The 21,421-nt window shown below is 28.9% G+C and carries 12 protein-coding genes; all 12 read right to left on the minus strand.

What is annotated here, in order from left to right; translation table 11 throughout:
• Positions 1–122: 122 nt before the first annotated feature.
• The gene (locus QOZ93_RS11235; RefSeq protein WP_307356532.1) at positions 123–2,057 is read right to left on the minus strand and encodes a magnesium chelatase subunit D family protein; all 1,935 of its coding nucleotides are present in this window, start codon (positions 2,055–2,057) and stop codon (positions 123–125) included.
• A 22-nt stretch (positions 2,058–2,079) separates the two neighbouring features.
• On the minus strand, positions 2,080–3,120 hold the full coding sequence (locus QOZ93_RS11240; protein ID WP_307356533.1) for a magnesium chelatase ATPase subunit I: 1,041 nt from the start codon (positions 3,118–3,120) through the stop codon (positions 2,080–2,082).
• A 57-nt stretch (positions 3,121–3,177) separates the two neighbouring features.
• On the minus strand, positions 3,178–4,374 hold the full coding sequence (locus QOZ93_RS11245) for a hypothetical protein (RefSeq protein ID WP_307356534.1): 1,197 nt from the start codon (positions 4,372–4,374) through the stop codon (positions 3,178–3,180).
• Positions 4,375–4,468: 94 nt separating this feature from the next.
• The gene (gene bchH / locus QOZ93_RS11250) at positions 4,469–8,209 is read right to left on the minus strand and encodes a magnesium chelatase subunit H (protein WP_307356536.1); all 3,741 of its coding nucleotides are present in this window, start codon (positions 8,207–8,209) and stop codon (positions 4,469–4,471) included.
• Positions 8,210–8,288: 79 nt separating this feature from the next.
• Positions 8,289–9,068 (minus strand): ABC transporter ATP-binding protein, encoded by a 780-nt coding sequence (locus tag QOZ93_RS11255; protein WP_307356537.1) that lies wholly within the window; start codon positions 9,066–9,068, stop codon positions 8,289–8,291.
• A gap of 8 nt (positions 9,069–9,076) precedes the next feature.
• Positions 9,077–10,123: a FecCD family ABC transporter permease gene (locus QOZ93_RS11260; protein ID WP_307356538.1), complete on the minus strand. Its 1,047-nt coding sequence runs from the start codon at positions 10,121–10,123 to the stop codon at positions 9,077–9,079.
• Positions 10,098–11,141, minus strand: a complete 1,044-nt coding sequence (locus QOZ93_RS11265) for an ABC transporter substrate-binding protein (RefSeq protein WP_307356540.1) — start codon at positions 11,139–11,141, stop codon at positions 10,098–10,100. Before QOZ93_RS11265 ends, QOZ93_RS11260 begins: the two co-directional genes overlap by 26 nt.
• Positions 11,142–11,157: 16 nt before the next feature.
• A complete protein-coding gene (locus QOZ93_RS11270) occupies positions 11,158–14,475 on the minus strand; it encodes a cobaltochelatase subunit CobN (RefSeq protein ID WP_307356541.1) in 3,318 nt (1,105 codons plus the stop codon).
• Between the two features lie 24 nt (positions 14,476–14,499).
• Positions 14,500–15,468, minus strand: coding sequence for a TIM barrel protein (locus tag QOZ93_RS11275; protein WP_307356542.1), 969 nt, complete (start codon positions 15,466–15,468; stop codon positions 14,500–14,502).
• The gene (locus tag QOZ93_RS11280) at positions 15,465–16,508 is read right to left on the minus strand and encodes a radical SAM/SPASM domain-containing protein (RefSeq protein ID WP_307356543.1); all 1,044 of its coding nucleotides are present in this window, start codon (positions 16,506–16,508) and stop codon (positions 15,465–15,467) included. Before QOZ93_RS11280 ends, QOZ93_RS11275 begins: the two co-directional genes overlap by 4 nt.
• A gap of 18 nt (positions 16,509–16,526) precedes the next feature.
• Entirely contained in the window at positions 16,527–20,273 is a 3,747-nt protein-coding gene (cobN, locus tag QOZ93_RS11285) for a cobaltochelatase subunit CobN (protein WP_307356545.1), read from the minus strand.
• A complete protein-coding gene (locus QOZ93_RS11290) occupies positions 20,266–21,402 on the minus strand; it encodes an adenosylcobinamide amidohydrolase (RefSeq protein ID WP_307356579.1) in 1,137 nt (378 codons plus the stop codon). The genes cobN and QOZ93_RS11290 overlap by 8 nt, the downstream gene beginning before the upstream one ends.
• Positions 21,403–21,421: the final 19 nt, after the last annotated feature.

A 21,421-nucleotide genomic window follows, 5' to 3' on the forward strand; every position in this document is an offset into this window, starting at 1 on the left:
TTTTTATTAGTCTACAAGCATACACATAATAAAACATACTTCTTAAATAATAAAAGCAGAAAACCACAAGAAATTATCATATATCTTAGTTTTCTGCTTTTTATTAACTCTTTTATTAAATTTTATATTCTATCTCTTATAGCTGAAGCAATTTCTTGTCCTTTTAAATCCTCCAACTTATAATACTGTGAATTCATAACTTCTGCCAATTCTTTTGCTAATTCTAATTTTATAAAGTCTTGTTCTGTATCTACAACTATAGTTTGAATTTTATCATTTTCAATTTGTTTACCTATTTTAATAGCTTCCTCAAAAGGATCTTCCTTATGATTTAATGCTACATTAGTTCTTCCATCAGATACAAGTACTATAACAGGAACTATTTCAGGATCTTTTTTCTTTGCTAATTTTAAAACTTCATAGGCTTTATTCAGTCCCATTGATAATGGGGTCTTTCCTCCTGTTGGAAGGGATTTTAAGCTTTTTTCTGCAAGTTCTACACTTCTAGTAATTGGAAGTAATTCTTCTGCTGTATCTTTTCTAAAAGCAATCATTCCTACCTTATCCCTTTTTTCATAGGCATCTGTAAGAAGAGATATAATGGCACCTTTAACTGCCTTCATTCTTTTTTTAGCACCCATAGATCCACTAGCATCTACTACAAATAATATGGTACTTCCTGTACGTTTTTCTCTTACCTTTTCTCTAAAATCACTTTTATTTATGCATATAGCAAGTCCATTTTTATCTCTTCCCTTTTGATGAATTGCTGCTGCCCTTAAAGTAGCATCAAAAGCCAAGTCTCTCACCTTATCTTTAACAAAAGTATATCTTACATATCTTCCTTGAATTAAATTAGTTTTAGTCCTTGCCCTTTTTCCTGTACCATTTCTTTTCTTTCTATCCATAGGTTCAATATGTAGAGTTTTAACTTTAAACATTTCTCCTATGTCGTCTATGGTTTCTTTTATATCAGGATTATCTTTAGGATAATTTTCATCTAACTTTTCTTCATTTTCACTGTCTAATTCATTTTCTTCCTCTTGTTCAGTTTTAGGAGAAATCTCATCTTCTTTTTCTGTATTTTCCTGAGATTCATTACTTTCATTCTCCTGATTCTCTTCTTGATTTTCACATTCTTCCTTATTTTCTTCTTCTGTGTTTTCCTGATGTTCATTATTATTTATATCATTTTGCTGTTCCTTAAAATCTCTCATTCTATGAGGTAATGCAAATTTAGCCGCTTCTTTTACATCTTGTGATGTTACATTTATTCGATTATCAAAGGCTGCTATTGCTTTTGATGTTTCTATTATTACAAGTTCTGCCCTATGCCCTTCACAATGAGCTTCTTCTGAAATTTCTGCTGCTAATTTTAAAATCTCCTCTGAAACTTTAACTTTTTCAAAGGTGTTTTTAGCATTTTTAATTTTATTATAGAGAATGTAAGTTTCTTCTTTAAACTCCTCTATAAACTTTATTGGATTTTCCTCATATTTAATTCTTCTTTTTATTATTTCTTTTCTTTCAAAAATATTTTTACTACTTTTAACAGAAACATATAATCCAAATCTATCTAATAATTGAGTTGGAAGCTGTCCTTCTTCTGGATTCATAGTCCCAACTAATACAAATCTAGATTCATGAATATAGGAAATGCCCTCTCTCTCTATTCTGTTTACCCCTGATGATGCTACTTCCAATAAACAATTTACTATATGCTTACTTAAAAGATTAATTTCATCCACATATAAAATATTACCATTAGCTTTTTCTAAAATTCCACCTTCAAAGGTTTTTTCCCCTTGTGAAATAGCTTTTTCTATATCAATAGTTCCTAAAAGTCTATCTTCCGTTATATTTAGTGGAAGATCAATAACTTTTATAGAATCCTCTAACTTTTCTAATCCTCTAACTAAAGTTGATTTAGCTGTTCCCTTTTCTCCAGTTATTAAAACTCCACCTATTAATGGATTAATAAGATTTAATATAAGTGCTTTTTTAACATCCTCTTGTCCTATAACTGCTACGAAAGGATAAACATAATTTCTATTCATTTAGAAAACTCTCCAATCTATTTTAGTTTTCTTTATTTCCATTTATAATTTCTTCAATTTTAGAAATATCCATATATCCTTCTTCAAAAGGTTTCTTTCTCATTCTATGAGGAATTACAAACTTAGCAGCTTCTAACATATCTTCTTTTGTAACTAAAGTTCTTCCATTAAAGGCAGCTATGGTCATTGCTGTTTTAATCATACTTATATCTGCTCTATGTCCATCTACGTCCATTTCAATACTAATAGTTGCAGCTATTTCTAATATATTATCATCATAAGTTACATCCTTTAAAATCTCTTTAGCCTTTGCAATTTTATTTCTTAATTCTTTTTGCTCTGGCTCAAATTCTTTTATAAAATTTTCTGGATCCTTTTCATAATTAATTCTTCTTTTTATTACTTCTACTCTTTTTTCTACTTCATGCTCTCCTATAACATCAACAACCATTCCAAATCTATCTAAAAGTTGAGGACGCAAATCTCCTTCTTCTGGATTCATAGTCCCAACTAATATAAACTTTGCAGGATGTGAAAAAGAAACTCCTTCTCTTTCTATAGTATTTACTCCCATAGCTGCAGAGTCTAACAATACATCTACTATATGATCATCCAAAAGATTAATTTCGTCCACATATAAAATATTCCTATTAGCATCTGCTAAAATTCCTGGCTCAAACTTTTTCTTACCATTTTTTATAGCATATTCAATATCTAAAGTACCCACAACTCTATCTTCTGTAGCACTTACAGGAAGATCTATTACCTTCATTTTTCTCATTTCAGTTTCAAGCTTATCATTATTTTGAAGTTTTTCTTTACATTGATCACACATTAAACTTTTATCTTCGCTATTGCAACCAAATTTACACCCCTTTACCTCTGCTCTTTCTGGTAAAAGTTCAGCTATAGCACGTACAGCTGTAGATTTTGCAGTTCCCTTTTCTCCTTTAATTAAAACCCCTCCAAGCGATGGATTTATAACATTAAGAATTAGTGCTTTTTTCATAGCTTCTTGTCCAACTATAGCTGTAAATGGATATACACTTCTTACATTTTTCATTATTTATTCCCCCAAATATGTAACTTCATTTTTAATTATTAAAGTCATAAAATATGTTTAATTAAGAAGTTTAAAAAAGCTTTCTACACCTTTGTGCCAATTTTTATCTTCTGCATAAGTATTATTTATCCATTTAAATACATTTTCATCCTTAGGCATCTCTCTACATATATTAAATACAGTTCTGGCTGCTATTTCAGAGGAATCTTTAATATCTGTATTGTATTCTTGCCAACTATGAAAAACATTAAAAGGATTATTGGCTATTTTTTTAGCCTCAGTTTGATCCTTAGGTACAAATCCTTGTTCTTGTCCTGTTATAGAAAAAAGAACTATAGGATTTAAATTAAATTCTTTGGCAGAACAAATTATAGATGAAAAATAAGGTTCTTCTAATAATAAGGAATTTCTAGTCTTTAAATATCCCCGTAATTTTTCCTTATCTATTTCTTTATATTTCATATATTCAGGCACATTTGGATTAAAAGTTTTACCTTTAAGCTTAGATCCTAAAATAGTAGAAACTTCTTTAGCTTCTTCATTATTAATCAAACTTATTTCATTTATATTTTTCCTATTTTTTAATTTAACTCCTAAGTATAAACTTGGAATTAAAATCACTATAATGCCTATTACCGTAACTCTATAGTGTTTTTTCTTATTGTTTTTATTAATAATGGTTTTTGATTCTATTAAGTTCTGTTTTTTAATAGTGGTAACTGCAATTTCATCATTTTGATGTTTTTCTTCAACATCTTTAAAGGTTAGATTATCTTTATGGTTTTCTCTTTTAACTATTTCACTTTTATCCTGTACTATTACAAGTTCCTGAACTAGCTTTTCCCTTTGTGTTTCATTTATATATCTCTCTTCATATAAAAAAGTAATAAAAGATTCTTCATTTATACTAGTCTTTGAATATTTCTTTATCCAAGAAATTAACCTTTCTATAGTATTACTTTTATTAAAGTCACATTGTTTTAGATATGTAATTAAAACATCATACAAATAAGTAGTAGGCTGTCCACCAAAAATATTAGTTCTTAATACCTCCTGTTTAACCTTAGAATCAAGATCGGAATCCTCACCTATAATAAACTTATCCAAGATTTGATGAATTGTTGTACATAGAATATCAGCCTTTGGCTTATTATCCAAAGAACTAAATTTATTATCTATGTATTTTTTTATTCTTAAGAAATCTTCTGTATTAAGAACCTTAGTACTTTTAAAATCTTCCAAAAATTTATTCATATATATTCAACCTAATTTTATATTTTTATAGTAAATCTAAATACTACATATAATAATTAATCGAATACTTTTTACTTTTCTTCAAATATCTTTCTTATTCTTCTAAATTTCCTTCTAAATCTAAGATTTCTCTTTTTAGTTTCTGTAATTGCTCTTTATTAGCTTTCCAATATCCTCTTTTTTCGTATTCCATCATGAAATTAAGCATTTCCATATAAGCCCAACTATTGTTTTCCTTAAGCTTTTCCTTTAAACCTTCATTTGTAACATAGGTATCAAACATATCATTATATATCCATTGCTCCACACTATTTGTGGTTGCAGATAATCCTAAAATATTTTCAAATCTTTTATTTATTTCTGAACCTGCATGATAATCATGTTCTAAAAGTCCTTCTATCCATTTAGGATTTAAAAGTCTAGTTCTTACCCCTCTATTAATAGATTTTTCTACACTTTCTGTTAGAATATCTTCTCCTGTAGTATCTGTTATATACATAGACGCTTTCTTTCCCTTAGCCATTTCTACCGACTTTGAAAGTCCTCCAAAGAATTCATAATAATGGTCTAAATCTGTAATTTCATATTCATGATTACTCCTAATTTGAGATACTATATCTACAGCAGATAAATTTTGGTTAAATAACTTTTTAGCTGGTTTTCCTCTAAAGTTATTAGTATAAACATGATTTAGACTATCTACATAAGAAGCTCCTATATCATTTTCACTAGTCCAATTTTTAGTTTCTATTAAACTTGTTACACTTGTACCATATTCACCTTCTGAAGGTCCAAAAAGTCTTGCACAACTTAATTCTTTAGCTTCTTCCTCTGAATACCCCTCTTTTAAAAGCTCTTTATATAAAATACACGTATGTTTTTTTACATAGTTCATATTTTCATCTTCATCTAAATTACTTATTTCAACGAATAATCTAGTAAGTTCCTCCATTAAATTAGGAAACATATCTCTAAAAAATCCGCATATATTAACAACTACATCTATTCTTGGTCTTCTTAATTCTGTAAGAGGAATTATTTCAAATTTATTTTTAAATTCTCTAGTGTTTGTCTTAAACCTTACGCCTATATACGTTAATATCTGGCCTAGAGTTTCTCCACCAGTTCTTGAAGTTTCAAGTCCCCATAGTACAGCTGCTATACTCTCTGGATAAGTATTATTTTGTTTTTTATAATTTTCTATTGTATTTTCTGCTATATGAACTCCCCTATTAAAGGCAAAAGGTGATGGAATGCTAAAAGGGTCAAATTGATGAAGATTATATCCAGATGGCATAACCTCTGGACTTCTTATAATATCCCCTGCTAGCTTGCTTTCTATATATTCTCCAGATAATCCCTTCAAAAGTCCTTTGAATTCATGACAATTAAGAACACTTTTATATATTTTCTTAGCTTTTTTTAACTCATTTTCTATTTCATTTATAACTTCAATATTGCCTATATCTTCACTTAATTTTAAGTGGTCTTCTTCTATATAAGTTTTTAATATTTGCTTCATTTCATCTTTTATGGATTGTAATTCTAGTACTTTATTTTTATTTAAAAGCTCTTCATAGTTTTTATTTTTTAACTTTGCTAATAAAGAAGTTAAAGATTTTCCACTCGGTCTATTGAAAGAAAGAATATGTTTTACATAATTAAATGCTTCTTCACTTGAATATGCATCACCAAATACATGAAGTCCTTTTGGTATTAATGAATTTTTCATTCTATAAAGTTCTCTTTCAATTTCATCTAATGAATCATATTTAACATTATTTTTCTCACTTAAAATTCTTATTTCTTTTTCTATATCTTCGCATAAGGCTGGATTTAATCTTTCACATTCATAGTATTTATGAAATAAGTTTTCTATATTGGTATATTCACCGTATAATTCACTTTCTGTAAACATTGGTGGCATATAACTTACTAAAGTTGCTAAAGACCTTCTTTTAGCTATCATAGCTTCTGATGGATTTCCTACATAGTATAAATACAAATGAGGAATTGCTCCTGTTAAAATATCTGGGAAACACTTTCCTGACATACCACATTCTTTTCCCTTTAAAAATTCAATAGTACCATGAGTACCTATATGAAGTATTACATCTGCTTTAAACTCTTCTTTTAAATAATTATAAAAGGCTAAATACTGATGATGAGGTAAAAGTTCTTTATCATGATAGAGTTTCTCTGGATTTTCATGAATTCCTCTGCATGGTTGTAATCCTATAAATATATTTCCATTTATAATCCCCGGAATTAAAAAGTCTTTATTAAGACTCATAATTTCTCCTGGTGCTTCTCCCCATTGCTTATTTATATTTTCTTTATGGCATAGAGAGTTTAAAAACCTCTCATATTTTTGGGTATCATACTTTATACAATTTTTTTCGCACTGTTCACTTTTCCATTTAGGAGAATTTACTAGACCTTTTTCTATAAAAGTTTCTTTAAGAACCTTACTTTTTAAAGAATTAACATTATATCCTTCCTTTTTCAAGGTTTCTATTATGTTTTCTAGTGACTTAAAAGTATCTAAAAAAGCTCCTCCAAAAAGATTAGCTTCTCCTGGTGGATAATCGTAACATACAATTGCAACTCGTTTTTCATTATTTTTCTTTCTTCTTAATTTAACTAAGTTAACAGAAATCTCCCTTAACTTTAGAACTCTTTCTTCTATAAGAGTAAGATCTGAAAGTTCCAATCCATATTTTTTATTCTTTTCTTTGATATTTAAACCACCTATGGGAATTATATTAGTGGCTCCATCTAGTTCTGGAAGCATTACAGATACTAAAAATTCAGAAGTATTAAATCCAGATAAACTATTTTTCCATTGATCTATAGTCTTTCTTCCCATAAAAATAGGATGTAAAAGAGGTACATTTAACTTTCTTAAAAGTTTTAATGCCTTGTCTGCATCTCCACCCATAGGCCCAGCACCTAGTCTAAAAGGGAGAAAATTTATTATTAATTCTATTTTTATATCTATGCTATCTATATAATCACTTAATTCCTCATTATTTCTTAAAGCAGAAGAGGGAAATGCTAGAGGAACTATATTAAATTTTGCTTTAAAACTATGATATATCTTTTTAACCTGACTAATAGTATCTGTTGGATAATTGTATCCACTAAATAAAAATAATATAGTGGGTTTTATACTATTAAACTCTATATTATCTTTAAATTTCTTAAAAGACATATATCTTTCTTCATTTTGAAAGTCATAAAAAGTTATATTTTTAATCTCTATAGGTTCATGTGACTTAGGAAAACTTTTTATATTTCCATAATCTCTAAGTAAAAGATAAATTAAATTTCTAAAGTCTTCCAAAGAAGAATTAGTCCAATACTTTCCTATATAAGATAGATTTTTCATGTCTTTTAGTATACCTATAGGCAACATACTACCTAGCTTTTCAGACATATCCATCATTTTCATCATCTTTTGCATATTAGCTTTTTTAGGCGATTTTGAAGAATTCTTTTTCATCATACTTTCCATATTTAATCTGCCAAGTTTCATGGATTTTTGAAGTGCAGAACTTCTATCTCCTATAGGAACTACATTACAAGTTGCTTCTTTGCAAACTCTTTCCACTAAAGAATAGTTTTCTATAGGTGCACCCATAAGATCTATTAAAACTATATCTGAATTTTTTACATCTAATGAAAATTTTTCACCTTGTTCTTTACTTAATCTATCCTTACCATTATATAATTTTAACTCTAATACAGTAGAATCAACCTTGTTTATTTCCTCATGAACTTTTATAAGATAATTTAATGCCACATTAGAAATTGTAATTACAGTAATTTTCATATGTTTTCCCTCCTTTTGTTTTAATGTAGATTACATAAACTAAAACTAATTTTTTTATCTTGTATGTGCATATAAACTTTTATAAAACATAAAAATAAGGTTTATCTGTATCATCTCTTTTAAATACTTTAGAATTTATATTAAAAATATTTTTTAGATTGGATTCTGTTATGATTTCTTTGCTTGAACCATCTTTTACTAATATCCCTTCTTTAATTACAAAGAGTCTATGTGAAAACTGAGCAGCTTGATTTATATCATGTAGTACCATCAATACTGTTAAATTATCTTCTTCATTTAATGATTTTATAAGCTGTAAAAGTTCTACTTGATGACATATATCTAAATAAGTAGTAGGTTCATCCAAAAGAAGTATCTTTGGTTTTTGAGCAAGTGACATAGCAATCCATGCCCTTTGTCTTTCACCACCAGATAGGGTATTAAGTTTTCTATTTTGAAGCTGAGTTAAATTAGTTCTTTCTAATGCCCAATTAATTCTTTTTATATCTTCATCTGAATTGCCTTTAAATAAACTTTTATATGCATATCTTCCATAGGTAATTAATTCACGTACCGTTAAATCTAAAGAAGCATTATAGCTTTGAGAAACATATGCCATATTTTTGGCTACTTCTTTATTATTAAAAATTTTTATAGGTTTTCCATTTAAAAATACCTCTCCAGTATACCCTTTTAAATTTCTTGATAGTACTTTAAGTAATGTGGTTTTACCTGATCCATTAGGCCCTATAATAGAAACTATTTCTCCACTTGAAACACTTATATTTATATCCTTTATAATAGTTTTTTCCTTAATTTTAACGGTGATATTTCTGCCTTCTAATATAAATTCTTTCATTTTATCACCTAAGCCTTTCTTAATAAATATAGGAAAAATGGAGCACCTAAAACAGCCATAACAACCCCTACTGGTATCTCTACAGGACTAAATACAGTTCTAGATAATGTATCACAAAGTAAAAGAACTATAGCACCTAAAAGTCCTGATGTTGGGATTAAATATTTATAATTAGAGCCTACTATAATTCTTGCTGTATGAGGAACTATAAGTCCTACAAATCCTAAAAGTCCTACTACTGATACAGCACTTGCGGCTAAAATAGCTGCTACAGCTGTCATAATCATTCTAGTACCCTCTACATTAAGTCCAAGACTTCTAGCCACATCATCCCCAAGAATTAAAATATTCATTTTTTCACTTAATAAAATTGCTATTATAACTCCTATTATGGTGTAAGGTAAAATTACAGAAACTTGTGGCCAGCTTCTAGCCGAAAGTCCTCCTGTCATAAACATTAAAGCTCCATGTACTCTATCGCTATAAAATACTAAAAGTGCTGATATTCCCGCTCCTAAAAGACTAGATACTGCAACTCCAGAAAGAATAACCCTCATTGGTTGAATTCCACCCTTCCATGCAAGAGCATAAATTAAAAGTGCAGCACCCATGGCACCTAAAAACGCTACAGGAGTTAAAAGTCCTTGATATTCTGGAAATATAATTAAAAGTACAATACCTGTAAGTCCTGCACCAGAGGAAATACCTATTATTCCTGGGTCTGCAAGGGGATTTTTCATAACCCCTTGCAATATTGCACCAGAAATTGATAAATTTATTCCTACTAATGCTGCTAAAATACTTCTAGGAACCCTAACATTCCATATTACGATACGTTTTGAATCCATTGTTGTATTAATTAAGGCCGTACATATCTCTTTTACTGAAAGTTTCATTGTTCCAAACATATTACTTATAAAAAAACTAACTATGGCACCTATAATTAATATAAAAATTATATTTAATCTATAAAACTTAGTTTTATTATCATCATTTAAAGTATTGCTAATTTCCTTTGGCTCAACTTTCTTATTTGATTCCCATTTCCTCAACATTTCCATATACCTCCGGATAAACTGCTCTTGCCATAAATTCTATACTCTCCACATATTTATCTCCTGGATTAGATAGAAAATGACTTTGAGGTAAAAATACCATTTTATTTTCTTTTACTGCCTTTAACTCTTTCCAAGCAGGATTACTTTCAAGATTCTTTTTAATGCATTGTTCAGCTTTTTCTCTTGAGCTAACCATAGTAGTAACTAAAATAACATCTGGATTACTTTCTACTATTTTTTCCATGCTAAATGGTGCATTTTCACTACCCATTTTTTCTGGTTTAAGCCCTGATGACATATTATCTAATTTAAGTTCTTTAGCAACATTTCCTGCAAGACTATTGTCAAGTTTTGTTAATACCCCTTTTCCGTTAACATATAAGATAGCTACTTTTTTAGGTTTTTCAGGAAGTTTCTTTGTTAATTCCTCTTTTTTAGAATTCATATCATTTATAATTTTTTCAACCTTATCTTCATTTTCTGTTATTTGACCCATTAATTTAAGTTTTTCTACTACATCATCATAACTTTTCATATTTAAACTTATAACAGGTATATTACTTTTTTGAAGTATAGGAACTATTTTATTTTGTAGTCCAAATTGAGATATAACTAAATCAGGCTTTAAAGAAATAAGCTTTTCAACATCTACATTATAGACTGCACCAACACTTTCTAAATCCTTAATTTCCTTTGGTAAATTTGGGTTTCTTGAATCAGTTCTAGCAATAGATTTTCCACCTGCTGCATACAATATATCTAAATATGTGTTTGAAATTGCAGCTATTTTCTTAGGTTTTTCTTTTAGAACTACTTCATTTTTTAAGTCATCCTTTATTGTTAATGGATAAGATGCTTTCTTTTCCTCAGTTTTTTCTGAATTCTTAGCTGTTTCCACAGTTGAAGTTTCCTTTGCAGTGTTCTTATTTTCTGTGGCTGCTTTACTTCCACATGCTGTTAAACTAATCATTGAAGCAAGTAATACCATTGATACAAATACTCTAAGTTTTTTCATAAAAATATACCCCCGTTTATTTTAAAATTTTTTCTATATCTTTTAATTGCTTGTTCCAAGCAGATATATCCTTTGAAGTTACTATCTCTATATTTCCTCCTTGAGTTTCCCCTTTTGAGCCTTCCATACTTTCTTCCATATCCCCTTCTATATCTATGTAAGCCCTTTTTAAAACCTTTAGAGTTTCTTTATTAGGAATCCATTTTTTTCTTTCATTTAATTCCAAAAATCTTCTAGCAATTTCTTCTATAGCATATGGATTATTGTCCTTAAACCAGTTAAACATTTGTTTATCATTTATATATATTTGGACTAATTTATCTAAATCTTTATTATCAACTATTTCAGAAGTACATTGCCAACTAAATACATTTTGCATAGCCATCATAATATCAGCTGCACCTTTATATCCTTTAGTTTTCATATTTTCCTTCCAAAGTGGATTAAATAGGGTTTCTTTCATATTATTTTTTAGTTCTTCTTTTAATAGAGAAATTTTAATATTATCTTTGTCTTTAGTAGATCCATGATACTGTTTTAATTCCCTACTATCCGAAATCTCCTTTAGTATCTTAAATCCCCCCTGTACCGTAGAAGAAAAACTACAAGAAATTAAATTATTTCTTTTATTATTACTGAATTCATAAGATACATCTGATTTCTTAACATTTTCTATAAATTCATGTTTTGTATCTAATCCATTTAAATTTTCACCATAGGCATATGAAGAAAATTGCACAAAAACCTTTGCTAGATCTTTTTCCTTTTCCCAAGCACTAGCCTTTAATGCTAAATCTACACCAGCACCATATGCTCCTGGCTTATCTCCAAATATTCTTATGGTAGAGCGTCTATCTATATTATCTATTTCTCCTATACTCTTAAGATAATTTTGTAATTTTAAAGTGTTTTTTCTTACAGAATTTAATTCTTCTGGTTCAGAAAGAGAAGCAACTGAAATAATTGCCTTATCTAAAAATTTAATAACACTAGGGAAAGAATCCCTTAAAACCCCTGATATACGAACTATTACATCAATTCTTGGGCGCTTTAATTCTTTTAAAGGTATAATGGATATTCCCTGTACTTTACCTGAACTATCCCATACTGGAATTACCCCTAGTAAATTTAAAATTTGAGATAATTGTTCTCCTTTTCCTTGTGAAATATCTGTAGATATCATATTCATAGATATTTTTTCTGGAAATTTCCCCTCTTCTGATACATATTTATCTATAAGTTTTGCAGCTAAGGAACATCCAACCTTATAGGCTTCTTTTGTGGGTACTTTTTCGCAGTCTAATAAATAAAAATTTCTTCCTGTTGGAATAATATTTTTTAAATTATCACTAGGAACATCTGAAAGTCCTGGTGCTATATATTTCCCTTCTAAAGCCTTTATAAGATTTAATATTTCTTCATTGCATAAAAGTAAATTTTTATAGATATTCACTATTTCTATTTGTAATTCTTCTAATATTGCCTTATTAATTTTTCCATATTTAACTTCTAAATTTGGGCTTTTATTAAGTATGTCCTCAATTATATTTAAAATTAGTTCCTTATAGTAAAAGTCATTTTTACATAGAGGTTTTAAATAATTTTTATATTTATCTTGATTTTGTATATACTCATTAATTAAAGAAGTAATCTCTTCATAATTAGGTATCTCTCCAAGTACATGAAGGTTTTCTAAGGTACTTGTACTAGTTTGTTGTACAAGACAATCTCTTACCTCTTTTATTACCCTATCAAATGATTCTTCTCCATTCATTAATTCCTGTATTACCTTTAAGTTTCCTATTTGTTCTTCTATTTCTTCTTTTAAAACATACTCTTGATTACTTTTAGTAAGTTTAGCTTCAAAATACGTATCTATTAACTTAACTAATTCACAAAAATCCTTATTAAACATAAATGCAGAAGGTAAATAATCAATTAAAACTGCTTCACTTCTACGTTTAGGTCCAATTCCTTCCGTTCCAATTGCAACATTATAAGCATATATATTAGGTAAGTTTCCCAAAACAATATCAGGATAACATCTTGAACTTAGTGCATTTATTTTTCCGGGTAATCTTTCTAAATTACCACCAGTTCCAATATGAATCACTGCATTAGCCTTCATAATATTTTCTATATATCTATAAGTTGCAATATAATTATGTGGTGGTGGACATACTGGATCATGTAATATTTTGCATACTTCTCCGGTACATTTTGCACCGTAACACCCTCTCTTAGGTTGAACCATTACAGTTATATTTCCAAAGTTTATTCCTGTAATTATAATTTTATTTTTATATACCATACTTTCTCCTGGAGGAGATCCCCAAGTCTTCTCTATATCTTTACGAACATTACTTTCTAAGATATTATAAAAATTCATATATCCTTCATTGCCCTTTAAAGGCATTTCATATAGACATCCTTTAGACTCCACTATATCTTCAACAGAAGTCCATCTAAAATCGTGGTACGCCTTTTTTTTCATAATAAGTTTATATAGACTTGTTCCATCCCTAGGTATATTTTCTATAAAATAATTTTGTACTTTTAATTTATTTAATAGATTTACAACACTTTGAAATACATCTAACCCAGCACCAAGTCCAATGGTTGATTCAACTCCTGCACACGGGGCATTGTGAATTATAATTGCTAATTTTTTATCTTTATTATTCATCTTTCTTAAATTAATCCATTTTGAAACTCGTTTTGTAAATCTCTCTATTCTATTGGAAATTGGTTCATATAACCCATCTTCATTTCTGCAACCTATTATAATTGGTTCGATCATGCCAACTTTTTCAGGTATTGTAAAAGCAGAAGATAATTCTTGTGATACCCCACTAATGTCATTTTCCCAGGATTCTATGGTATTATAAAAGCTAACTATAGGTCTAAAAACAGGAATATCTATTTCCTTAAAGATATTTACGGCATTTTCAAAAACATTATCATATTTATCATTTCCAATGGCTATTACCATTTGAAGATTTATAAGGGCTTCAATAATTATGTTTTTCTCAAAATAAAAATATGTTTCTAAAATCTCTCTAAAATCTTTTATGTCAGTATTACTATCCTTTTCCGAAGATGCATAATTAAATATAGGAATAACCTTAAAGCCTAAGTTTTCTAGTGAATCTATTAGTGCATATTCTATTTTTAAATTATTGTTTTCAAAGTTGCTTCTGTGAGTTGAAATACCTATCCAAGTGTAATTTCCAATATGCTCATTCCCTATATACCATTTTGCATAGCTTTCGAAAGATGAAAATATTTCTTTTGTATCTTTGTGAAATATACCATCTAAAATTTCACTATCCAAGTTAAACCCTCCTAAATTATGTCCTTATTTCTCTAAAGCCTTGTTTTGAGTTTCAATATATTGCTTATGTTCTTCATTCGATCTTGTTATAAATTCATAAGTCACATATATAGGTTTAATTAAATTAATAATTTTCTGTACATTTTTACTTGTAAAAGGCTTATGCAAATCTATACTTATAATATGGTTCCAAATTTCTTCCTTCATAGTTTTTAATGTTAGCTCTTCATTTCTATATTTTTTTATTTTGTTTAATGTACTTTCTCCTGATAAAGATAAATTAAGGTGTATAAGTTTTATATAATCTTTTAATTCGCCTAAGTTACTTACAGTTTTTAATATATATTCAATGCCATCCTCTTCATTTTTTACATATGGATTACCATTTAATAAATGTCCCGTATCCAAAACAAACCCCTTGTTTTCATATTCAATGCCCTCTATGAAATTCTTTGTTTCTCCCTTATCTAAAAAGGTAAGACCTGGCCACCATAAGTTTTCAAACAATATAGTTATATTTGTATCCAACTCTTTAAAAATTTCATTTACAAATTCTATAGTGTACTTTATAACTTCTCTATTAGAAATACAAAACTTATACGTAAATGTTTCTTTAAGATACACTTGTGATACATGAAAAACCACATATTTAGCCCCTATTTTATCTGCACACTTTATTTCTTCTCTATATTTTTTTATTAAAACTTTAGAATCTAATCCCCCATAATAATTTTTAATTTCTTCTTCATTTTCAAATTGAGTAAATAGTGCTTTCTTATCACCTTTCCAAAAATCAATCCAGTTTGGATAGTAACTTAAATGAACCCCTTTAATTAATTCTTTATCTATAACCTTTTCATCCCATCCTCTAGGATTTAAAAGTTCTATTCCTTGCATATTATTTTCATATATAAAATCTGATATTTTTTCTTTATCATATTGAAACCTCTTAAGGTCAGTATCATAAGTTGATAGATTTATAAGTTTTATCAAAATAATTTATCCCCCTTGCATAAACCTTCCATTTCTTCTTCTACAATTTCAAAAGCAGTTTTTCTTAAAGTACAATCTTCTGTTGGAATAGACCCCTCTTTACAATTTATAATACTTCTAGCTGGACATGCTTTAATGCATATAGAGTTGTACTTACATCTATTACACATTTCACTATTTTTATAATTGATTTTTATTGTTTTCAAAGAAGTTCTTTTGTAAATATTTCCCATGAAATATTTTTCTATATTTACTAAAGAACCACATGGATATAATGTTCCATTAGGTAAACCAACTATAGATCCCCCATAAGTAGCATGACAATAATTAGTAGTGCTTATATTTTCTTTAAGTCTTTTTCTTGCATCTTCAATTTCTCGTATAACTACTCTTCTACCTGTTAATTTGGATAATTCTACTGTACGACTATAAGCTTTTTTTAAATTTACCTTGATTTCAATAGGACTTGCTGATTTCACTTCACTTTCAATAGCTCTCCCTGTTTTTCGTAAAAGATCAAGCCCTATACCCCCTACATTTCCAAGATAATATGCAATATCTACCAATTTATCTAATCCATCTATGCTCTTATTTGTTACAACACAATTTAAATTCACCATTACATTTTCTTTACCTAAGAGTTTTATACCATTTATTGTATCTAATGTTTTTCCCCTAAGATTTTCGTTTATATCTATATTTCCATCTAAGCTTATCCCCATAGCTATATTCATTTTTTTTATACTCTTAGCAATTTTTTCTGTAATTAGTGTTCCATTGCTCTGCATTTGAAGATTTACTTTCGGTCTTTCTTTACGTATATAATCATGCATATTTTCAATAAGAGAAAAATTCAAAAGTGGTTCTCCCCCTGCAAGTTGTATTTTAAAATTATCATTAGGTATTGTTTCAATAATTCTTTTGGCAGTTTCAAAGTCCATATAATCTTTCTTTGTTCCAGCCTTTGCATAACAATACTTACACCTTAAATTACAATCATTAGTTGTCCATAAGACCAATAGTTTTACATTATTAAACAAAGCTAATTTTGTCCTTTCCTAAACATAATCTTCTAGGTCCCCTTCAACAGAAAGATAAAGCTTTCTTAATTTCTCTAAACTTTCTTTTTTAGCATTCCACATTCCACGTTGATTTGCTTCTAATAACCTTTCAGTCATATTATGAACAGCCCAAGGATTTACTTCATTAATCCATTTACATCTTTCTTCATTAAACAAATATTCCTCACTGATTTTTTCATACATCCAATCTTCAATAATATCTGATGTAGCATCCCAACCGAAAACTATATCCACCATAGCAGATATTTCCTGAGCCCCTTTATAACCATGCTTCTTTAATCCTTCAAACCATTTAGGATTTAAAATTCTTGAACGCATAATTCTTGAAGTCTCTTCATTAATATCTTTAATTTTTACGGAAGAAGGATCGCTACTATTTCCACTATAGGACTTTGGCATACTTCCTGAATGTTTTTTTACAGCAGAAATAAGTCCACCATGATAATTATAGAAATCATCACTATCTAACATATCAATTTCAATAGAACTTTCATTTTTAATAGTAATTTCAGTATTAGCTAGTCGTCTTGCAAAAACATCTTTTACTTTCTTTCCATGTACTTTACTGCCATAAGAATGTCCACCCCATAAGGTATATACATCCCCTAAGTCATTGGAGTTTTCCCAATTTTTACTGTTTATTAGTATATCTACTCCTGCACCATAAGTTCCTGGAGGACATCCGAAAATTCTCATAGATGCTTCTTCCCTTGCATCTACCTCACTCATCCCATTTTTTATAAGTTCATCTACTTCTTTTAGAATATTACCTCTTAAATAATTTAAATTTATATCTTCTTCTAATGATGAAACCTTATTAACTGCATTCTCTATAAGTTCTATAAGATTTGGGAATGTATCTCTAAAAAGCCCTGTTATCCTTAGTGTTACATCTATTCTTGGTCTTTTTAATTGTTCAAGAGGAATAACTTCCATGCCTATAACCTTATCTGTATCCCCAAGCCACTTAGGTTTTACTCCCATAAGGTATAAAATTTCTGCTATATCATCTCCACAAGTTTTCATAGTTTCACCTGCATAAACTACTATAGCTATATTATGAGGATATTTCCCCTCTTCTTTTAAGTATTTTTCTAGTAGTTCATCTCCCAGATTCATTCCAACCTTCCATGCAGCCCTACTTGGTACTGCTAAAGGATCTATGGTATAAAAGTTTCTACCTGTTGGAAGTATGTTAACTTTCCCTCTAGTTGGACACCCTGATGCTCCTGGATGTACAAAATTCCCATTGATTCCTTCTATAAAATTATCTAATTCATCTACAGTATGATTTAATTTAGGAATTACAGTATCAGAAACAAACTCTAAAACATTTTCCAAATTTTCTGTATTCTCACCATTAAAATCATCATTTAAAAGTTGTTTAATTTTTTTCTTATTGAAGTTACATTCATAAAATTGGTGAATTAAGTCTGTAGATATATTTTCCATATAATCTAAAATCATAAGATTAGTTTCTCCATTTTCATTTACATCATAGGGATTATCTTTTAAAGTTTTATAATCCTTTCCTTTAAAAGTACATATACTTTCTAATAAACTTTTGATATCCCCATTTGGAAGAACTAAAAGAGCTTTTATTAAATTTTCAAGTCTTTCTTCCTGTGGTACCTGTCCAAATATATGTAATCCATCTTTTATAAAGGAACCTTTTATTTCTTCAATCCATCCATGTAACTTTTGTACAAAATCTTCAAAGTTTTTCTCTGCATATTCCTTATCTAATTTTAGATCCTGTAGAAAATTATTTTTTAAAGAAAATTCTATTATTTCCTTTTGAATATGTGGCAGCTTTCCAAGATCTCCTGTTTTAGAAAAATAATATTGTCTTAAAAGTTCATCCAGTGATGCAATCTCTCCATAAGTTCCACTTTTCATTAAAGAAGGAATAAGATGATCTAGTATAACTGCATAGGATCTTCTCTTTGCTTGTACTCCCTCTCCTGGAACATCAATTATATATGGATATAAATGTGGAATGTCATCAATATTAATATCTGGATAACATTCTCTCGAAAGCCCTATTTCTTTTCCTGGTAACCATTCTAAACTTCCATGAGTTCCTACATGAACAATCACATCTGCTTTGAATACATTCTTTATCCATTTATAAAAAGCAATATATTGATGTGGTGGAACTATATCTGTGCTATGATAAACTTCCTCTGCATGTTCTTCATATCCTCTTGCAGGTTGAAGCCCAATAAATATATTACCGTTAATAATACCTGGTACTGGGAAATTATCATCAAATACCATAAATTCTCCTGGAGCTTTTCCCCAATCATGTTCCATTTTTTCTTGTACTTTAGGACTTAACTTTGAAAACCAACTATTATATGTAGTTTTATTTATTAAATCCACGCTTTTTTCACATACCTTTTCTGGTGTTAGCCACTTTTCATCATTACTTACAGCATCTATAATTTTTTCTATTATTTCATCACCATTTTTAAAATTATATTCTAAGGATATCCCTTCTTTTTTCAAGGATTCTACCATATTAAAAACACTTGCTGGGGTATCTAATCCAAAAGCACATCCAATCATATCGTTTCTAGGTGGCATATTATGAAATATAATAGCAACTTTTTTATTTTCATTAGGTGTTTTTCTTAACTTTGCCCAATTTAAGGCAAGTCTACAAACCTTATTTACTCTCTCTTCTATTGGTTTAAATACATATCTATCTCCAAACTCATCTACTATAAGTTCAGAACAAGCTGTTGGAACACTTATGATTTGCCCATCATATTCTGGATCGTAAACTCCAGATGTTAATGCCATCATGTCTATACCCTTTATAAAATTTTTCCATGACTCTAAACTTTGATAGGTATTCATAGCTTGGATTACAGGAACATCTAATTTGTCAAAAATACTCTCTTCTATGCCCTTAGTACCATCTCCTGGATTTCCTAATATACTTTGAGCATGTGCCATTGTGTTTATAATTACATCTATCATTGGCTTTTCATTATTAATTAAGTAATTATCAATAACCCATTGAATCCCCTTATAATTTGCTGTTTTATCAGGGGCAGATGCTGTATATATAGGAACAGGTATTGCACCTAAAGATTCTATTTCTTCTATAAATTTATCTATATGTCTTAAATCATTTTCAAAATAATAAGTACAATAAAATAAAATAGCCACAATAGGTTTATTTAGAGTATTTATTTTTTTCATATATTCTATTGGATCTTTAATTTCCTTATTAGGATAATATATTCCCTCATTTACACGAATCTTAGGAGATTTATAATTATATTTTTTATTGCCATAAACAGAGGCTAAATATAAAACCATATTTTTAAGATTTAGTTTTCCGCCTATTACATAATAGTTAAGGATATTTTTATATTCATCCTTTGAAATACTTGAATACTTTAGAAATTCTATATTTTCATCTTCCACCCCAGAATATATAAAAAATCTTTTTTTACCCTTATATACTTTTAGGATATCCTGTAATTTTTTAAAGTAACTAACTCCTCCATGCATGGTTACAAAAATTATATTAGATTCTTTAAGGGATTCTATACATAAGTTAAAATATTCTTCATTAGTTTGTATTTTGTATGAATCTAAAAATTCTAGGTTAATTTCCTTATTACATTCTTCTTTGATTTCTTTATTTATCTCTTTTAAGGTATAGCTAGCACCAGATGAGGACATAAGAAAACTTATTTTAAACATACTCTCTCACCCCAACTATTTTAGCCATAACCATAGTAAATAGTTCTATTAATTTTTCAACTACAAAATCTATATTTTTATGTTCATCATTAAAATTCATCTTACTATCTAGGAATTTTTCTATATTAAATTTAGTTTCTATTCTATTTAAAATTAAAATACATTCCTCTATTACTTCTTTTTTAGATAAAAGTTCCCAATCCATTTGATCTATAATATGGGCATATAATGAAGATACCGTAACTAAAAAATCATCTCCATCTAACATATCTAAGTTATGCATAAATTCTGGTTTGGTAAGAAGTTTTATTTCTTTTTCATCTTTAAATAGTTCCATATATTTAATCCAAATTCTATCTTCATTAACTCCAAATCTCTTCATTCTTCTTAGAACCCTGTGTTGGGATAATGGACATAGTCCACTTTGTAAATTTAATGCTTCTTTCAATGCTTTTTTTACAGCAATCCCTATAAGTTCTCCTAATTTTGAATGTTTCCCCGCATCTGTTAATTTAATAGATGAATCACTATTGCAAATAATAATACTTCCATCAGTTCCAGAGCCTGTTGCGAGTCCTCTTGAATAATTGCTTCCTGCCATTAATTCTTGTAATACTGCTGTTTTAGCCTCTGTACAAGTTATAAGTGCTCTTGTTAAGGTTCCCTCTGGAAGGTCTGCATCTATTACTAAAATTGTATTTATTGTACCTTGCTTTATCATTTCAGTTTTACCATGTTTTTGCACATAAGATGCAGGATCTCCAACTCTTCCTCCATTTACTTCAACGCCACCAGTAACTATAGCAGTTACTGTTACCTCATCAAAAGAAGTTACTTTTATAGATACATTTTTCATAGATGCCGCTGTGGAAATCCCCGCAGATACCTTAGGATCTAGTCCTATTTCCTGCGCTATAATACTAAGATGTTCCGCATAGGTTGGAGCCTTCATTTTACATGCCATACCAGCTCCTGGATTTCCATCATGATTAAATACACATTTTAAATTTTCTCTATATCCTCCATTAAAGGGAGATGTACTTAATACCTTTCTTCCCCCCGTAAACTCTACTACTATACTTTTTTGATATCTATGAACTTTATCACCTGTTGAAAGTTTATGTATCATCAAGAAAATCCCCTCCTTA

The sequence above is a fragment of the Hathewaya limosa genome, from assembly GCF_030815255.1.
GTDB classification, from domain to species: domain Bacteria; phylum Bacillota; class Clostridia; order Clostridiales; family Clostridiaceae; genus Hathewaya; species Hathewaya limosa.

Bases quoted from the DNA above. Each gene is read 5' to 3' on its own strand.
- QOZ93_RS11235 (WP_307356532.1), bottom strand. From the start codon at position 2,057: ATGAATAGAAATTATGTTTATCCTTTCGTAGCAGTTATAGGACAAGAG.
- QOZ93_RS11240 (WP_307356533.1), bottom strand. From the start codon at position 3,120: ATGAAAAATGTAAGAAGTGTATATCCATTTACAGCTATAGTTGGACAA.
- QOZ93_RS11245 (WP_307356534.1), bottom strand. From the start codon at position 4,374: ATGAATAAATTTTTGGAAGATTTTAAAAGTACTAAGGTTCTTAATACA.
- bchH (WP_307356536.1), bottom strand. From the start codon at position 8,209: ATGAAAATTACTGTAATTACAATTTCTAATGTGGCATTAAATTATCTT.
- QOZ93_RS11255 (WP_307356537.1), bottom strand. From the start codon at position 9,068: ATGAAAGAATTTATATTAGAAGGCAGAAATATCACCGTTAAAATTAAG.
- QOZ93_RS11260 (WP_307356538.1), bottom strand. From the start codon at position 10,123: ATGTTGAGGAAATGGGAATCAAATAAGAAAGTTGAGCCAAAGGAAATT.
- QOZ93_RS11265 (WP_307356540.1), bottom strand. From the start codon at position 11,141: ATGAAAAAACTTAGAGTATTTGTATCAATGGTATTACTTGCTTCAATG.
- cobN (WP_307356545.1), bottom strand. From the start codon at position 20,273: ATGTTTAAAATAAGTTTTCTTATGTCCTCATCTGGTGCTAGCTATACC.
- QOZ93_RS11290 (WP_307356579.1), bottom strand. From the start codon at position 21,402: ATGATACATAAACTTTCAACAGGTGATAAAGTTCATAGATATCAAAAA.